16 protein-coding genes and 1 pseudogene are annotated in these 15,862 nt (G+C 61.4%); 13 read left to right on the forward strand and 4 right to left on the reverse strand.

Annotation, left to right across the window (positions count from 1 at the left end; genetic code table 11):
* Positions 1 to 182: 182 nt before the first annotated feature.
* Positions 183 to 419 carry a hypothetical protein gene (locus AB7G19_RS10610; RefSeq protein ID WP_441267790.1) on the reverse strand — a complete coding sequence of 79 codons (237 nt, stop codon included), beginning with the start codon at positions 417 to 419 and terminating at the stop codon, positions 183 to 185.
* A gap of 265 nt (positions 420 to 684) precedes the next feature.
* On the opposite strand from AB7G19_RS10610, the gene AB7G19_RS10615 reads away from it, so the two are divergent.
* The 3 genes and pseudogenes from AB7G19_RS10615 (at position 685) to istB (ending at position 3,574) form a co-directional block, all read left to right on the forward strand.
* Positions 685 to 996: a DUF736 domain-containing protein gene (locus AB7G19_RS10615; RefSeq protein ID WP_441268819.1), complete on the forward strand. Its 312-nt coding sequence runs from the start codon at positions 685 to 687 to the stop codon at positions 994 to 996.
* A gap of 215 nt (positions 997 to 1,211) precedes the next feature.
* Positions 1,212 to 2,702, forward strand: a pseudogene (gene istA, locus AB7G19_RS10620) (IS21 family transposase); the annotation flags it as partial.
* A gap of 8 nt (positions 2,703 to 2,710) precedes the next feature.
* The gene (gene istB / locus AB7G19_RS10625; protein WP_441253413.1) at positions 2,711 to 3,574 is read left to right on the forward strand and encodes an IS21-like element helper ATPase IstB; all 864 of its coding nucleotides are present in this window, start codon (positions 2,711 to 2,713) and stop codon (positions 3,572 to 3,574) included.
* 371 nt (positions 3,575 to 3,945) lie between these two features.
* On the opposite strand, the gene AB7G19_RS10630 is transcribed toward istB, so the two are convergent.
* Positions 3,946 to 4,116 carry a hypothetical protein gene (locus AB7G19_RS10630; RefSeq protein WP_441267791.1) on the reverse strand — a complete coding sequence of 57 codons (171 nt, stop codon included), beginning with the start codon at positions 4,114 to 4,116 and terminating at the stop codon, positions 3,946 to 3,948.
* Between the two features lie 113 nt (positions 4,117 to 4,229).
* Between AB7G19_RS10630 and AB7G19_RS10635 the strand changes: the two genes are divergently transcribed.
* From AB7G19_RS10635 to AB7G19_RS10650, 4 genes are all read left to right on the forward strand, one after another.
* Positions 4,230 to 4,541 carry a hypothetical protein gene (locus AB7G19_RS10635; protein WP_441267792.1) on the forward strand — a complete coding sequence of 104 codons (312 nt, stop codon included), beginning with the start codon at positions 4,230 to 4,232 and terminating at the stop codon, positions 4,539 to 4,541.
* Positions 4,542 to 4,653: 112 nt separating this feature from the next.
* Positions 4,654 to 5,142: a hypothetical protein gene (locus AB7G19_RS10640; RefSeq protein WP_441267793.1), complete on the forward strand. Its 489-nt coding sequence runs from the start codon at positions 4,654 to 4,656 to the stop codon at positions 5,140 to 5,142.
* Between the two features lie 1,270 nt (positions 5,143 to 6,412).
* Positions 6,413 to 7,105, forward strand: a complete 693-nt coding sequence (locus AB7G19_RS10645) for a winged helix-turn-helix transcriptional regulator (protein ID WP_354248902.1) — start codon at positions 6,413 to 6,415, stop codon at positions 7,103 to 7,105.
* Positions 7,106 to 7,202: 97 nt separating this feature from the next.
* Positions 7,203 to 7,643, forward strand: a complete 441-nt coding sequence (locus AB7G19_RS10650) for a YybH family protein (RefSeq protein ID WP_354248903.1) — start codon at positions 7,203 to 7,205, stop codon at positions 7,641 to 7,643.
* A gap of 813 nt (positions 7,644 to 8,456) precedes the next feature.
* On the opposite strand, the gene AB7G19_RS10655 is transcribed toward AB7G19_RS10650, so the two are convergent.
* Positions 8,457 to 9,203, reverse strand: coding sequence for a C13 family peptidase (locus AB7G19_RS10655; protein WP_354248904.1), 747 nt, complete (start codon positions 9,201 to 9,203; stop codon positions 8,457 to 8,459).
* A 179-nt stretch (positions 9,204 to 9,382) separates the two neighbouring features.
* Between AB7G19_RS10655 and AB7G19_RS10660 the strand changes: the two genes are divergently transcribed.
* The 5 genes from AB7G19_RS10660 to AB7G19_RS10680 all read left to right on the forward strand — a co-directional run bounded on the left by AB7G19_RS10660 (position 9,383) and on the right by AB7G19_RS10680 (position 13,659).
* Positions 9,383 to 9,757, forward strand: a complete 375-nt coding sequence (locus AB7G19_RS10660; protein WP_354248905.1) for a hypothetical protein — start codon at positions 9,383 to 9,385, stop codon at positions 9,755 to 9,757.
* A 171-nt stretch (positions 9,758 to 9,928) separates the two neighbouring features.
* The gene (locus tag AB7G19_RS10665) at positions 9,929 to 10,342 is read left to right on the forward strand and encodes an amidase family protein (RefSeq protein ID WP_354248906.1); all 414 of its coding nucleotides are present in this window, start codon (positions 9,929 to 9,931) and stop codon (positions 10,340 to 10,342) included.
* A gap of 398 nt (positions 10,343 to 10,740) precedes the next feature.
* Positions 10,741 to 12,135: an ammonium transporter gene (locus AB7G19_RS10670; protein WP_441267794.1), complete on the forward strand. Its 1,395-nt coding sequence runs from the start codon at positions 10,741 to 10,743 to the stop codon at positions 12,133 to 12,135.
* Positions 12,136 to 12,209: 74 nt separating this feature from the next.
* Positions 12,210 to 12,554, forward strand: a complete 345-nt coding sequence (locus AB7G19_RS10675; RefSeq protein WP_049826351.1) for a hypothetical protein — start codon at positions 12,210 to 12,212, stop codon at positions 12,552 to 12,554.
* A gap of 109 nt (positions 12,555 to 12,663) precedes the next feature.
* Complete coding sequence (locus tag AB7G19_RS10680) at positions 12,664 to 13,659, forward strand: DUF6745 domain-containing protein (protein ID WP_441267795.1); 996 nt, start codon at positions 12,664 to 12,666, stop codon at positions 13,657 to 13,659.
* A gap of 14 nt (positions 13,660 to 13,673) precedes the next feature.
* On the opposite strand, the gene AB7G19_RS10685 is transcribed toward AB7G19_RS10680, so the two are convergent.
* Positions 13,674 to 14,204 (reverse strand): hypothetical protein, encoded by a 531-nt coding sequence (locus AB7G19_RS10685; protein ID WP_028158031.1) that lies wholly within the window; start codon positions 14,202 to 14,204, stop codon positions 13,674 to 13,676.
* 390 nt (positions 14,205 to 14,594) lie between these two features.
* On the opposite strand from AB7G19_RS10685, the gene AB7G19_RS10690 reads away from it, so the two are divergent.
* Positions 14,595 to 15,788, forward strand: coding sequence for a cupin domain-containing protein (locus AB7G19_RS10690; protein WP_441267796.1), 1,194 nt, complete (start codon positions 14,595 to 14,597; stop codon positions 15,786 to 15,788).
* The last annotated feature ends 74 nt before the right edge of the window (positions 15,789 to 15,862 follow it).

Consider the following 15,862-nt stretch of genomic DNA (forward strand, 5'->3'; position numbering starts at 1 on the left):
CAGCCCCGGCGCAACAAATTTCGGCCGCGCACCTTACGGTGCGCGGCCGGTTCAGCTGAAGCGAAGCTGGCGATGACTCACACTAGCCCTCTCCAAATGCGGGCCATAAACCGTTCAATCTGCGCGGGCCGGCGGCGGCTTGTGAGGCTATGCCGCACCTCCCTTTCGTCGCGGCGAGGCTATCAGGTTGGGGCATTGATCGTGCCTAGACCTCGCGTATTCAAAGCGCAATCGGGCGAATAGTCCCGGCCGGCGCCGTCGTTTCCTGATGCAAGAATGCAATCGAGCTTGCTTGGTTTGTCCCGTGTGTCGTGCTGGCGATTGATCCGCAGACGTCGGTGTTTTTCTGATCGATCCCGCCGTTTTCCAATGCTGTGATGGGCGGTGGCAGCTATGGTCATCGCCGTCAGTTCGGTCATGGGCTCGCGTCCAACGCACCCTCGAATGGCTGATCAGGCCCGAGGGACGGCAAGAGCCTCGATCGCCTTCCCGCAACAGCTCACGCCTGCTTTTTTCCCCTGCCGCCAAGCGGCGGCATTCCTCGCGGAAGACAAAAAAGCAGGCTTTCGCCGTCCTCCGCTGCGCTGCGGGCCTGAAGGCTGCGGGCCGATCGCTCCCCGGGCCAAGGATCGCCATCGAGGCTGCGATGGGCGCGGCCCGAGCAACAGACAGACGGAGATGACCATGGCGACCATCGGCACTTTTACTGCTTCGGACAACGGCTACACCGGCTCGATCAAGACGCTGACGCTGAACATCAAGGCCAAGTTCGCTGCCTCCGAGAAGGACAACGACAAGGCTCCCGACTACCGGATTTTTGCAGGAGCGACCGAATTCGGCGCCGCCTGGAAGAAGACGGTTCGCGACAGCGACCGCGAATATCTCTCGGTCAAACTCGACGATCCGAGTTTCCCGGCTCCGATCTACGCCTCGCTGGTCAAGGTCGAAGGCGAGGCGGATTTCACCCTGATCTGGTCGCGCCGCAGCGGCGACTGATCGTCCGGAATCGTGAGCCCCGCCTCCTCGGAGGCGGGGCTTTTTGTTTTTCCTGCGGCGCTTTTTAAGGGGAAGGAGAAGAGCATTTCTGCCTCCAAAGGTGTCATTCGGCCTGCAATATTGACCCCCTAAGCCGGGGGATCGGCGTCCAAAATTGACCCCCTATAGGTTGGTCTGTTGCGCTGCCTGCTTTGGAATGAAGCAGGTGGTCGAGGATGCTGATCGTGGAGACGATTGCGCGGATTCGGCGCGAGCACTTCATCAAGGGCAAGACGATCAAGGAGATTGCCCGTGACCTGAAGGTGTCGCGGAACACGGTCCGGAAGGTGCTGAGGTCAGGAGAGACCTCCTTCGAGTACGAGCGGCAAGTGCAGCCGCGGCCAAAGCTGGGACGATGGGCAGTAGAGCTCGACGGACTGCTGGCGGCGAACGCGGCCAAACCGGCTCGTGAACAGCTGACGTTAATCCGGATCTTCGAAGAGCTGCGCAGCCGTGGCTATGACGGCGGCTACGATGCGGTGCGGCGTTACGCCAGGCGGTGGAGCAAGGAACGCGGGCAATCGACCGCGGCTGCTTATGTCCCGCTAAGCTTTGCCCCAGGCGAAGCCTACCAGTTCGACTGGAGCCACGAGGTGGTCTTGCTGAGCGGCACCACGGTGATGGTGAAGGCCGCCCATGTCCGGCTCTGTCACAGCCGCATGCTGTTCGTGCGGGCCTATCCGCGGGAGACGCAGGAGATGGTGTTCGACGCCCACGACCGGGCGTTCGCCCTGTTCAAAGGCACCTGCACCCGCGGCATCTACGACAACATGAAGACCGCCGTAGAGACGATCTTCGTCGGTAAAGGGCGTCTCTACAATCGCCGCTTCCTGCAGATGTGCAGCCACTATCTGGTCGATCCGGTCGCCTGCACGCCAGCGTCGGGCTGGGAGAAGGGGCAGGTCGAGAACCAGGTCGGGCTGGTCAGGGAACGCTTCTTCACGCCGCGGCTGCGGTTCAAAAACCTCGACGAGTTAAACGCCTGGCTGCTCGACAAATGCATCGCCTACGCCAAGGTTCATCGCCATCCGGAGCTGGTCGATCAGACGATCTGGGAAGTGTTCGAAGCCGAACGCCCCAAACTCGTTCCCTATGCCGGCCGCTTCGACGGCTTCCATGCGGTGACGGCATCGGTCTCGAAGACCTGCCTGGTGCGCTTCGACAACAACAAGTACTCGGTCGCAGCCAGCGCAGTCGGACGACCGGTCGAGGTTCAAGCCTATGCCGATCGCATCGTGATCCGTCAGGATGGACGCATCGTTGCCGAGCACCCGCGATCCTTTGGCCGCGGCGATACCGTCTACGACCCCTGGCATTATGTGCCGGTGCTCGCCCGCAAACCCGGCGCCTTGCGCAACGGTGCTCCCTTCAAAGACTGGGTGCTGCCAGCCGCGATCGAGCGGATCCGGCGCAAGCTTGCCAGCACCGACGACGGCAATCGGCAGATGGTCGACATCCTCAACGCGGTGCTGACTGACGGTCTGCCCGCGGTGGAAGCGGCCTGTGCCGAAGCGCTCAGTCACAGCGTCCATTCGGCCGATGTCGTTCTCAATATCCTGGCCCGTCAACGTGAACCCGCCCCACCGGCCAACATCATGACGCCGGCCGCACTGACGCTCCGTCATGCACCGATCGCCGATTGTGCCCGCTACGACAACCTCCGGAGGACCATCTGATGGAACGAACCCAAATCTTCGACCTCATGGGCGAACTCAAGCTCTACGGCATGAAGGCTGCCTTCGACGAGATCATGGCAACTGCCGTCAAGCGCCAGCACGAACCTCAGCGCATTGTCGGCGACCTGCTCAACGCCGAGATCAACGAGAAGCAAGCCAGGTCGATCAAATACCAGCTCACCATTGCCAAGCTTCCGCTTGCCAAGGACATCGCCGACTTCCAGTTCGACGGCACGCCGATCAATCAGACTCTCGTCAATGATCTTGCTGGCGGCGGCTTCATCGCCCAACAACGCAACGTCGTGCTGGTTGGCGGCACCGGCACAGGCAAAACCCACCTGGCCATTGCCATCGCCAGAAGCTGCATCCGATCCGGTGCCCGCGGCCGCTTCTTCAACGTAGTCGACCTCGTCAATCGCCTCGAGACCGAGACCCGCAACGGACGGCAAGGACGGCTCGCCGAGCATCTGACCCGGATGGACTTCATTGTGCTGGATGAACTCGGCTATTTGCCCTTCGCCCAGTCCGGTGGCCAGCTTCTCTTCCACCTCGTCAGCCGGCTCTATGAGCGCGCCTCCGTCATCGTGACCACCAATCTCGCCTTCGGCGAATGGCCGAGCGTGTTCGGCGACGCCAAAATGACCACCGCGCTGCTCGATCGGTTGACCCATCACTGTGACATCGTCGAGACCGGCAATGACAGCTGGCGCTTCAAAAGCCGCGACGACGATCACGCCACCCGCGCTCGTCTCGTCTCCGCTATCCCGGCCAGCTCCAACGAGCCGAGCGCTACCGTCAAACCGCGGCGCACGAAGGGGTCACAATTGGACGCCGATGAGGGGTCAAATTTACAGGCCGATTGACAAGTTGTGCTGCAAGAACCTCAAATCAATCGCATCCTAGCAGAGGCGGAAACAATGCTCGCTCGCTATGTCACTGCCGATGGACTTGCGTTCAATATATTGGCGCATCTCGCAACCTGCAGACGACCTTAGGTGGCGAAAGACACTGCTTCGGCACCGGGAAGTGATGCGAACCGCGCCGGCGACTGGGCCGACATCCAGTAGGACACGCTCTGCGCTGCCTTCGATGCAGTGTTGGAATCCGCGTGCGTAACATGTAGCACGGGCTAGTGATGTCCTCGCTGACCTACGCGCCGCGAAATTGTCAGTGATTGCTAAGATGTTGGCGTGCGACGACCAGCGCAGGTTCAACCAATATATAAGATCGATGTTCAATCTCGCACAAACTTCGCAGCGTTGACGTCGCCGCCGCGCGAGCGCCGCAGCATCGCCATCGCGCTGTCGCGCGATTCAAACAGCGCCTTACGCACAATCGTCTCAGCTTTCGGCCCATTGCGCGCCGCGATAGCCTTGGCCGCCGCGGCCCAGTTGGCGGATAGCATTTCTCTATGGAAAGATTGGGTTAGAATGAACGGGAAAAAATGGCAACGGGACATCCGATGAAGGACTACGAGGTACGGTCGAGAAGCTGCGGACGGATGCGGCGGAATGCGCCTTGATCCACGATCTAGCTACCGATAAAGCCAAGCGGGATCTTTTTGACCGCCTTGCGGGGCATCTGAGACTCACCCTAAGCAATCGGAACAAAACTCTTTTCCAAGATCTGAGTCTAAAGATGCGAAATTCTGCGCGAGATTTGCCAACGAGCGGTTATGCGATTGTGGTCGACGGTTGTGTGAAGACGGAGTTCGAGACGGAGGATGGCGTCGAAAGCGGCGCGCGGGATCTGAAGCGACGATTTCCCATGTTGCAGATCAGAGTTTACGACGCGCACGCTCGCGCGGACCACGAGATCGACGCTTTCTGAGATCGCTGGGCGCGCGGACCTTACGGTCGTTCAAGATCGCGGTCGGCGCATCAGTTTGCGCTTTCGTTCGGATCGCTCGGCGGATATATCGCTCCGCCGGAGGGCATGACTAATGGTTCGAGAACAAAAGAGTGTGGCGGGGACGAACGCGCAGCGATCGCATGGCAGCCAAGTAAGTTCCGGGGACCTCCAAGCCCGCATTGCCGCACTAAGATCCCTGCCGCGCGAGAAGCTTGCGGACGCGGTGTTCATGCTCTGGATGGAAACGCAGCGGCAAAGTAAGTTGATCCGTCGCGCTGCCACGGAACGCGTTGAAGGGGATACTGGTCCTGAACCGATACCGAGTGCGGATTTGGCAACCTATCTTGCGGACGAGGCGGTCTCGTCCCTGCGCCATCACGAAGTGGATCTTCCCAGTCTCGCCGACGTTTTGATCCAACGTTCCCGCGAGGTTCGCTTCACGGTCGACCGAGCCGGGGCCGTCACACTGCTTGCCGCGATGATCCAGGAACAGCGGCTAGAGGGCATCCTGGAAGGCCTAAGGCTGGCCGGCTTGCTCAGTGAGCCTTTCAAGGATCGGCATGCGGGGATCACTTTGTAGGGTCAGAGGCGAGGCGTCGATCACTGCACGCCTGCGGGCATGAACTATATCCTCTCGGAGTTGCGCCGGCATGGTGTGCCGGTCGACGTCGCGCATGCCTACTTCGCGGTGGAGATGCCGCGGCAGTGACTGCGCGAACAGCGCATGCTGGGCTGCTCCACCTCGGCGATCTGCGCCAGCTCCTTCTGTGCTGAGGTTCGCGCGCCTTCTTGCCAGCTTCGGTCCGAAAGAGCGGTGCCGCTCCTCTGACTCGACTCCGACCCTTTGAGGCTCCGTGATCATCAAGTAGTGACGCTCTCTGCCTAGGACTAATTCCGACAAGGGTGAAATTCATTGCTCGGTCAATAGAAGTTCGAGGATACTTTTGTCGGAATGAATTACTTGGCAAATCAGGCGCCTCTTAATCAGCGGCTCTGTCGGAGCATCTCCAACCGATGAGTAGGCCACGATTACGCTCACCATCACCCAACTCGGTCTAGCGCCATCGAACGGATTTGCGGTGCGCGAACTTGCGCACGAACGAAAAGTGCACGTATCTGGTGCGGCGATCCAGTTCGGCCCAAAAAAGGCGAGCTAGGTGGTTGATTTGCTTGGTGGGCCCGGCAGGACTCGAACCTGCAACCAGACCGTTGGTGGGTCTGACCTGACCTCGCATAGGGCAGGGCTCTTCTTCAGCGGTTCGGCCAAAAGGCACTTTTCTGCGCGAAATGCACCTCAGTTCGCTTCTCGCCTCTCTAACCCATTGAAATCGCGCAAAATGCGAACGCCCTCCGAGCGCACCATAAACCCAAGCGGCGATACGTCGTCGCAATGGGTTTCAGACTGGGCAAGCCTCCAGCTCGGGAAGTCCTTTGCTACCACAACGCTCGAGACGCACCCCGCAATCCGTCTGAGCGCGATCGCGAGAAAAGGACTGGATGCTAAGCGACATGTCCGCTTATCGAGCGACAGGAGACCGCCGCCTCTTGGTCGGACACCGTCAGCTTTTGACTCCAAGCCGACTAATTGCAGGAGTGGTTAGCTTCATGTGACATGGCCGCTGTTGCAGATCCCCAGGAGCCGTATTCGCAGCGGTTCAGCTCCGCCTGGATGCGATGCAAGCGCCCCGCTTGGGCGATTAGCGCTATGGGTGGGTTAGCAGGCCCTCAAACTGCGACAGTTGAACTGTCTCAAAAATCTCGCGCACCAGGAGAGCCTCTCTACCGACGCGCCTGCAATTGGTTCAGAAACAGAACTACCTGGCTGCCCCTCGTGATGATAAAGTTCTCGCATGAAAGGCTATGGATCATTTTGCCCCGTAGCTAAAGCTGCGGAAATTCTCACGGAGCGATGGACTCCGCTCGTGCTACGCGAGCTATTGCTAGGTTCTCACCACTTCAACCAGCTTCGCCGTGGCGTCCCCCAGATGTCGCCGACCCTCCTCTCCAAGCGCCTGCAATCGCTAGAAGAAGCAGGGCTAGTCTCACGCCGATCAGGCGATAATGGGCATTGGGAGTACCATCCGACTCAGGCGGCCATGGAAGCCTGGCCAATCATCGATGCAATGGGCTATTGGGGCCACAAATGGGCGCGCAGCCAGCTCACGCCCGATGAACTCCACGCGGGCCGGCTCATGTGGAATATGCGCCGCTCGTTCGATCTGAAGTACATTCCATCCGACTTTGTGCTGTACATCGAGATTGCGGACGCCCGGCAGAAGCGCTGGTGGTTTGTTGTGAAGAGGAAGGAAGCCGATCTCTGCTGGAATGATCCCGGCTTCGAGGTCGATATCAGCCTCTATGCGAGCATGGTGACGCTTGTACAGGTTTTCATAGGCGACCAGCCGCTGCTACGGGCGTATGAGCTCGGCAAGATTGAGATCGACGGTCCTAACCATCTTGTGAAGAGCATGCCGGCTTGGTTCCCGCGCAGCAAATATGCCGTGAGGCGCCTGCGGGCCGCAGATCAAGTCTTAGCCAGCTGAGAACACCATCTCCAGTCCACTTTTTGGACTAGCGCTTCCCCCAGCAGTAGCTGCGAATACGCTCACGCGCTGAGTATCTCAGCTAATGGAGGCAAAGATGACTCGCATATCACTCGCTTCATTCGCGCTTATTCTGATCGTCAGCCATGCCAATCAAGGATTGGCAGATCCGCTCGCGGATAAGCTGACGTCGATGAACGCCCAATGGGATGCTGCCATTAACAACGCGGACTTCGATGCTCTATTACCATTGTATACCGATGACGGCAGATTGTTGCCGCCTGGCGCGCAGCCCGTCACTGGCCCTCTCGCAATCCGTGATTTCTTTGCTGGGCGGGGAAGAAGCGTCAGAGATCATAAGCTTGAGCTTGTGGACGTGCTACCCATCGGGAACTATGCCTATACCACGTCCCATTTCACGGCCACGTTAGTGGTGAATGAGAAGGCGGCGCCAGTTTCCGGCAGCACTGTGAGACTGCTTGAACGCCAACCCGACGGGCAGTGGAAGATAAAATCTCATATCTTTGTTAAAGAATGAATTCGCGTCTGCCACAGACAGTCGGCACCCACAAACCTGACTGCGACGGGTAGCAGGTGATAAATGATGGTCATGCGCCCTATTGGCCCGTAGCCGTCCTTCTGTCGGGCAACTGTGATGTCTGCTCCAAGGGGTAGACCGGACTAGGCACAGCGGGTTGTTTCAAGACCGCTTATGACCCTGGCCGTGTAAAAACGCGAAGATCAAAACATGGCAAGAATTACATTCTTCAGCTCGTTCTCTAAGTTGAACGCGCTTGCGAGTTTGACCGCTAAGACGGTCTTGAACGAATACCTTGTTCTATCGCCGCCAAACGTCCTGGCGTTTTCACACAACCAAGACCCGAAGGCGACCTTAAACTCGTAACCAGCGAGAGGCTGATCGCAGCTTAGCAGAGTCCTTGGTGGGACTTAGCACAAGCGGCACGCTCCCCAGGATCCGCAGCAACCCGCGCAACCACCGAACCCCCAGCCACCATACCCCCAGTCATCGAACCCGATGTCGTCATAGAACCCGATGCTGAACCCGCAGCCGCCGCAACCGCAACCACGGAAGCCACGGCAACCACGGAAGCCACCGCAACCACGAACGCCAACAAACCCACCACCACCGCAACCTCGGCCGCCGCCGCACCCGCCGCCACCATGGCCGCACCCGCAACCACCGCACCCCCGCGCTAGCTGCACGCCGCTGCCAAAGTTTTCTCTATCGAAAAGATGGAACGTGGCCAGACTGACGTCGGCCATTTCCTCTTCGCCAAGAAAGAAGCGCTGATTTGGCGAGGTATTGGATTGCGGGATATCGGCAGCGGGTTCAAGGGCGTGCGACAAGCAATGGCAGCACGTCTACGCCGCCTGCCATGAGGGGATTCGACGGCTCGAAATGCTCCCGCAATTCTCGCTTCCGGACGAGTGAGCGCGCATCGAGAAACGCATCCTTCAGGCTGGCCGCTTTCCGGAGCGCGACATTGAAAAAAGCGTCGCCGAAATAGGTCCACTTGGCCTTGTCCTGACAGCCGAACGACGGATGGTTGGCATCGGCCGCGGTGATGACCAGCACGTCGGGATTCGCCAGACGCGGGATAAAAACCCCCGAATAACAAGCCGAGATGACCACCACCTTGTGCCGCACACCTGTTTTCGCGAGCATGTCGCCGAGACGAGATGGCGTGAGCGTTTCTGTGAGCCGCCCCGCCTTGATTGCAAGGCCGTCAGGAGAGCCATGCGAGGTGAGAATCAAAAAGAGAACATCCTTCTCGGTATCCAAGCGGTTGGCTGCCGCCTGCAACGACCTGGTCAGAGCTTCGATCGTTGCATTTCCGCCTTTCTTGGAATTGTACTCCACGTTGATCGGGCCAGTCTCGAAACGGCCGGCTACGACCTGAGCTGCGCCGGTCGCCTCGGATCTAAACACGCCTTGATCGCCGAACAGGCCAAAGGACACCACGCCAACCTTTCCGGCGTCCTCAACAGCATGTACCGGCGAAACCAACGGCCAGATGGTCAGAAAAAAAGCGACGAGCGGCGCGACGTGCCGCCTGATCGAGGACCTGGAGGTCATGGCGAACCTCGATTCGAGATCGCCGCCACAGAACTGCGGCTCAACGCAAAATAGCCGAAAGCCAGTGAATTTTCATCCTTCGAAACGGCACGGGTATTGGTCCGGATATGGCCCGTCCGAGACATCCAACTGCACCGAGTGATGTCCGCATTCAGGGATATCCCGGAAGGCATGTGTTCATGTGGGCCGCCGAAGCGGAACCGGAAATTGCGTGGGGCGAGCGCGCGCTGCGGCTGTCTCCGTTCGATTCCTGGTCGTTCGCGGCGTTTGGCTCGCAGGCGCTCGGACACTTTCTTTTGGAGCGACCGGATGAGGCGGCAAAGGCGGCTTACCGGGCGGTGCAGTCCAATCCAGGGCACAGCATCAACTATGTCATCCTGATCGGGCCCCTGGTCACGCTCCGCCGGTTCGACGAGGCGAAGGCAGCCGCTGCGCGCGTAATTGAATTGCAGCCCAATTTTAGGATCAGTCAGCAGTTTGGCGATGTTGACTGCGCGCCGGCGCTCGCCACGAAGCTCGGCGCGGCATTGCAGACGGCCGGATTACCCGAGTAGTTAGCCAACCTTACATACTCGAGCATGTCTGCAGTTGGCCCATCGCTTCAGTTGGCGTAGTGCCACGCAATGGGCGGTCAAGTGAAGAACCCTTACGCGCCGGCGCTGATGGATGATCGCGGCATCCCGGTCGTGCCGCCGGGCGGATCGAGCGCGGGCTAGGCTGTCGCGGTGGCGGCCGGCCTGTGCGCAGCCTCGATCGGCACCGAGACGTCGGGCTCGCTGCAGTATCCCGCGAGCCAAAACGGCCTCGTCACTGCGAAGCCGACCGTTGGGCTGGTCAGCCGGGCCGGGATCGTGCCGATCGCGCACAGCCAGGACACTGCAGGGCCGATGACGCGGACGGTGCGCGACGCGGCGATGCTGTTGAACGTGCTGGCGGCCAAAGACCCGCTCGACCCGGCGACGGAGCGGCAGCGGCGGCCGGTCGACTACACCTATGGCGGCGGGCTGATCTACGACGCGCTCGGTTCCTACAACATGGCCTGGCGCATCGGCGTGGCGGTGGGGCTCGCCGCCGGCATCGTCGAGATCGCGTTTGCGCTGATCAAGCCGACCGCGCCGCCCTTGATGCGAACCGCATAGGCATCGTCAGCCACTGCTCATTCGTTGGGCGATGGGCTGCTGCGTGATGCAGCGCGTGGCGCGGTTGCCGCAAAGCAGCAAACTGGAATCGAAGCGCATTCAGTAGCTTGAATGAATCGTGTCGATGGTGCGAATCTTGCACGTCCTTTGACCAAGAATTGGAACCGTCTCTGACGCTTTCCGATCTGGCGACAAGGGAAAGGCCGATAAGCCATGAGGCTGGTCGGTGCCAGTCTCCAGCCATCGACGCTCGACGACCTCATCGCGCCGAGCCGCGCTCATTGTGTCCCGAAAATCCGAGCTGATCTCGCTGGCGTCGTCGCGCCGGCGCGCATGATCATCTCTGCGGTTCCACTCAAACAGGGCCCAGAAGACATCTCTTGCGACTTGGGAGGACGATGATGGAATCAAGAACATCCACCCGCCAAAGGCTCGTGACATTGGTGGTCGCGTTGCTGGGAATTGCACTGCTCTACCTCGCCCTCGGCGACGTTGCGCTCGCGGAGGATGCGGGCCCGCCAGCCTGCGGCGGCAAGATCCTCGAGAAGTGCACGCCCAATCCCGGCGACACCGCCTGGATGCTCACCTCCGTTGCGCTGGTGCTGATGATGACGGTCCCGGGGCTCGGGCTGTTCTATGGCGGTATGGTGCGCAAGAAGAACGTGGGCGACACCGTGATGACGAGTTTTGCGGTGACTTGCCTAGTTACGATTCTGTTCGCGATCCTGACCTATAGCCTGGCCTTCCGCACCGGCACGCCGTTCATCGGCGGGCTGGACCGCATGTTCCTGAAGGACATCCTCAGCGACATCGGCAAGGGCGGGATCGGCAACCCCAATCCGCTCGCGGCGACGATCCCCGAAAGCGTCTACATCTGCTTCCAGATGACGTTCGCGATCATCACGCCCGCGCTGATTGCAGGGGCCTTCGCCGAGCGGATGAAGTTCTCCGCGATGCTCTGGTTCATCGGCCTGTGGGCGATCTTCGTCTACGCGCCGGTCGCGCATTGGGTGTGGGGCCCTGACGGCATCTTCGCCTCCGGCAACGACGCCGCCTGGGTCAAGGTGCTCGACTTCGCCGGCGGGACTGTCGTGCATATCAATGCCGGCGTGGCAGGCCTGATGTGCGCCATCATGCTCGGCAAGCGCAAGGAGGCGGGACCGGCCCACAACATGGTGCTGACTTTCATCGGCGCCTCGCTGCTGTGGGTCGGCTGGTTCGGCTTCAACGCGGGCTCCGCGGTGACGGCAGGCATGCAGGCCGGCATGGCAATGCTGGTGACGCAGATCGCGACCGCGGTCGCCGGCTTCACCTGGATGCTGGTTGAGTGGTCGCTCAAGGGCAAGCCGACGGTCGTCGGCATCTGCTCGGGCGCGGTGGCAGGCCTCGTCGCCATCACGCCCGCGTCCGGTTTCGTCGGCCCGATCGGCGCCTTCGTGATCGGCATCGCGGCCGGCGTCCTCTGCTACTGGGGATGCACCGGGCTCAAGAACATGTTCAGCTATGACGACGCGCTCGATTGCTTCGGCGTCCACGCCGTCGGCGGCATCGTCGGCGCATTGCTCACCGGCGTCTTCGCCGTCGAGCAATATGGCGGCACCGCGGGGGCTCTGGAGGGAAACCCGGGCCAGTTCATCAACCAGTGCATCGGCGTCGCCACGGTCTTTGTCTACGATGCCGTCGTCAGCCTGATCATCCTGTACGTGATCAAGCTGTTTATCGGTTTGCGGGTGTCGGAGGATATGGAGCGCGACGGTCTCGACCTCGCACTGCATGGCGAGGTCGTGCACTAGATCGCCGACGGCAATGTTGAACGAATCCGGCCATCCGCGTTCCCCGCGGATGCGCCGGCACGGGAGAAGGCACGATGACCGAGATTTTTGCGCAAGGTGACCTGCTGATCGAGCGGGTACCCGATGTAGCGCCATCGGGAACGCTCGCCGAAATCGCCGAAGGTGCGCCTCTGGTCCTGCTGGAGGGCGAGGCCACGGGACATTGTCATGCGATCCGCGAGCGCGTGACGCTGTTTCGCGACGACGATCTGGCGCGCGACATTCCGGCCGGGCTCTATCTCGGGCATCTCCAGATCGCCTCGGCCTATGCGCGGGTGACGCATCAGGAGCATGCGCCGCTGACGCTGCCGCGAGGGACCTATCGGGTGCGCCGCCAGCGTGAACTGGGGCCTCGGGATGCGCGCGTCCTCGCCGACTGAGCAGGCGCTGTCTGCGGGGCAGATGGCGGCGTTGGGCGATTACCGCGCGCGGTGGAGAGCCATCCGACGCTCAACGGCGCCTGCCGATCGCGACACCCCGGAGCAGGGCGTGCGTCTTGCCTATGAGGCCGCAGGACTGGAGCCGCCGGCCCGCATCGTATGGTGCGACAGCCCGCTGGCGCTGTCCGGGCTTGCCGGCCGGATGCCGCAGGGCGACGGCGGCAATGTGCGCTTTCGTCTCCTCGATCGCCTGCGCCGGCGCATAGCTTCGCAGGCTGAAGCGCGGGTTCACCGGAAGGTGCTTGCCGCGGTCGACAGCGCAGTCAATCCCGCCGACCTGCTGGTCGCCGCTGCGGCCGACGCGGTGATACGCAGCGTGCCGGAGCAAAATCTGTCCATGCTGGGCCAGCTGCGCCGAACCGGCCTGTCGTTCTCCGGCGTGTTACAGGCGCTCGCTGCTCCGCGGGGCTTTTCGACCTGCGCAGCGGGGCCGCACGATCTGTCGTGGCTTGGCGCTTATGACTATCTCCGCGAGGTCCTTGGTCTGCACGCAGAGACGGAGCCGCTGCGCGGCCTGATGCAGCTCGCGACGAGCGTGGGCTGGCTACAGCCGCACGAGCACACCTGCTGGCTCGCGGAGCGACCGAACCTCATGTGCGGTGACGCGCGCGACCGGCTGCATCACGCCAGCGGTCCGGCACTGCGTTATCCCGACGGCTGGTCGATCTGGGCCTGGCGCGGGGTGGAGGTGCCCCGCTGGATCATCGAACATCGGGACCGGATCACGCTCGCTGCGATCGACGAGCAAGTCGACGTCCAGGTCCGCCGCTGCATGATCGAGATCATGACGCCGGAACGTTACGTCGCGCTCGGCGGCGCCACCTGTGTGGCCGAGGACGAGACCGGAATCCTGTGGCGCCGCAACTGGCTTGCCGCGGACGCCTGGGCGGCCGTGGAGGTCGTCAACGCCACGCCCGAGCCGGACGGCACGCGCAGGCATTTCTTCCTCCAGGTGCCGGCCAATCTGCGCACGGCGCGCGAAGCGGTCGCATGGACCTACGGCATGAGGGCTGAGGCCTACGCACACCTCGTGCTGAGGACGTGATGCATGCGTGGTCGCTAGCTGCGGTAGTAGCGCCACATCCGCAGGAAGGTGCGATGGATCATGTCCGGCGGCTGATCGAACGGCTCGACATTGATCCGCACCATGTTGGTGTGGCTCATCCGCCAGGGCAGGCGCATCAACCAGCGCCAGAACGGCTGCTTGCGCCAGTCGGCCACCAGCGCGCTGCTGAGCGGTGCGTTCAGCACGATCTGGAGTTCGTGCACCGTCATGGCGCGCTCGGCGATCTCGACAAGATCGATGCGCTCGATGGCGCGCCACCGGATCAGGCCGAAGGCCTGGATGAAGATGCCGTATTGGTTCGCGCCGATTGTGGGCCGGCCGGTCTCGAGCAGCGGAATGTTGTAGTAGGTAAACCCGGCCGCGAGCGCCGCGAGCGCAAGCCAGTAGAGCGCGCCGGTGAGAAGCGCGGCCGTGCAGAAGATCGCGGCCAGCGCCGCCGTGACGTAGACCGGGAAATAAGTATCGTCGCGGCCATAAGCGACCGAATAGCCACCGACATGTCCCTCGTCCAAGGCTGCGATCATGGACGTGGAGGCTACGACCATCGGCCGCAAATAAAAACGGGGTCGCGCGGGGCCCCGTCGGTGCTGCAGGTGGCCTAGGGGTTTGTCCTTATGTGCGGCCGCTTGGGAGTCTAGAGCGGACGTCGCGCTGCCTGGTCGTGATGGGCCGCTTCTGACCCGAAGCTGACACTAACACCGCTGTACGGTGGTTTTGACCAGTTGTAACATTGCATCAAAAGGAGGCAAGGCATTCGGGGCGCCGGCCCGCGAGCGGTCTAAATATTTCCAGCAACTTACCGCGGTCGCTCGGTAGTGCGACATCAGGTGTCGGGGCAACCTGCCGCAATGAATGGCCCGAGCGGGCGCGTGGTGTCGGTACATCACGATCAACGCCATCATGGAGATATCATCATGTCAAACGTGCAGCGGCGTGACGTTCTTATCGGCTCAGCGCTTGCTGCGGCAGCTGTGGCCGCGGCAAAGCCAGCGCTGGCCGGCGATCCGAGCTTCATGAACAACGTCCCCGATCCGCTTCTCGCGGCCGATGATCTGCCGACCTTCAAGTTCGCCCTGGAGAAATCCGAGGGAAAAGTCATCGGCGAAAGTTCCGGCAAGGAGGCGACGGTCAAGCAGCTGCCGATCTCCAAAGGCATTGCTGGGGTCTCCATGCGGCTCGAACCTGGCGCGATGCGCGAGCTTCATTGGCACGCCACAGCAGCCGAATGGGCATTCGTCATCGAGGGCGGCGTTCGCACCACGGTCATCGATCCGCAGGGCCGGGCGGAGACCAACGAATTCGAACCTGGCGATATCTGGTACTTTCCCCGCGGGCACGGCCACATGCTGCAGTGTCTCGGTAGCCAGCCCTGCCACTTTATTCTCATTTTCGACAACGGGTACTTTTCCGAGTTCGGCACCTTCAGCATCACGGACTGGATCGGCCACGCGCCGAAGACTCTTCTGGCCAAGAACTTCGGCGTGCCCGCGGCGACGTTTGACTCGTTTCCGAAGACGGAGGTCTATTTTGCCCGCGGGGCAATCGCTCCGGCACAGCCGGCCCCCCCGTTGCAAGGCGTGAATCTGCCGCCGCAGACGCACAAATACCGTTTGCTCGCCCAGGAACCACACGGGGTCTACAAGGGCGGCCGGGAGTGGCGCGTCGATGCCAGTCGGTTCCCGATCTCGACGACCGTGACCGGCGTCATCCTCGATCTCGATCCTGGCGCGTTACGCGAGCTGCACTGGCATCCTAACGCGGACGAGTGGCAATACGTGATCGACGGGCGGGTGTCCGTCACCCTGTTCGGCTCCCACGGACGGTTCCGCGTCGAGACGCTGGAGAAAGGCGACGTTGGCTACATTCCGCAGGGCTACGGGCACTCGATCGAAAATGTTGGCAATACGCCTGCGCGCATCCTGATTGGGTTCAACGCCGGCACTTACGAGACGATCAATCTGTCGCAGTGGATTGCCGGCAACCCCGCTGACGTGCTCGCCGTCAATTTCGCCCAACCGTCGGAATTATTCGAGAAGTTTCCCAAGCACGACGTGTTTCTCGCGAGCGCCAGCGGCCCTGACAAATCGGCGCGATCAGATGGGCGGTAGTACGTGAGGGTCCACAGCAGCAATCGGGACACGGAGCTTCTAACCGCGAAGTGCCCGAACTAAATTTTGTGTCG

Source organism: Bradyrhizobium sp. 215_C5_N1_1, assembly GCF_052075935.1.
Classification (GTDB): Bacteria; Pseudomonadota; Alphaproteobacteria; order Rhizobiales; family Xanthobacteraceae; genus Bradyrhizobium; species Bradyrhizobium barranii.

Bases quoted from the DNA above. Each gene is read 5' to 3' on its own strand.
- AB7G19_RS10610 (WP_441267790.1), bottom strand. From the start codon at position 419: ATGACCGAACTGACGGCGATGACCATAGCTGCCACCGCCCATCACAGC.
- AB7G19_RS10615 (WP_441268819.1), top strand. From the start codon at position 685: ATGGCGACCATCGGCACTTTTACTGCTTCGGACAACGGCTACACCGGC.
- istB (WP_441253413.1), top strand. From the start codon at position 2,711: ATGGAACGAACCCAAATCTTCGACCTCATGGGCGAACTCAAGCTCTAC.
- AB7G19_RS10630 (WP_441267791.1), bottom strand. From the start codon at position 4,116: ATGCTATCCGCCAACTGGGCCGCGGCGGCCAAGGCTATCGCGGCGCGC.
- AB7G19_RS10640 (WP_441267793.1), top strand. From the start codon at position 4,654: ATGGTTCGAGAACAAAAGAGTGTGGCGGGGACGAACGCGCAGCGATCG.
- AB7G19_RS10645 (WP_354248902.1), top strand. From the start codon at position 6,413: ATGAAAGGCTATGGATCATTTTGCCCCGTAGCTAAAGCTGCGGAAATT.
- AB7G19_RS10650 (WP_354248903.1), top strand. From the start codon at position 7,203: ATGACTCGCATATCACTCGCTTCATTCGCGCTTATTCTGATCGTCAGC.
- AB7G19_RS10655 (WP_354248904.1), bottom strand. From the start codon at position 9,203: ATGACCTCCAGGTCCTCGATCAGGCGGCACGTCGCGCCGCTCGTCGCT.
- AB7G19_RS10660 (WP_354248905.1), top strand. From the start codon at position 9,383: ATGTGGGCCGCCGAAGCGGAACCGGAAATTGCGTGGGGCGAGCGCGCG.
- AB7G19_RS10670 (WP_441267794.1), top strand. From the start codon at position 10,741: ATGATGGAATCAAGAACATCCACCCGCCAAAGGCTCGTGACATTGGTG.
- AB7G19_RS10675 (WP_049826351.1), top strand. From the start codon at position 12,210: ATGACCGAGATTTTTGCGCAAGGTGACCTGCTGATCGAGCGGGTACCC.
- AB7G19_RS10685 (WP_028158031.1), bottom strand. From the start codon at position 14,204: ATGATCGCAGCCTTGGACGAGGGACATGTCGGTGGCTATTCGGTCGCT.
- AB7G19_RS10690 (WP_441267796.1), top strand. From the start codon at position 14,595: ATGTCAAACGTGCAGCGGCGTGACGTTCTTATCGGCTCAGCGCTTGCT.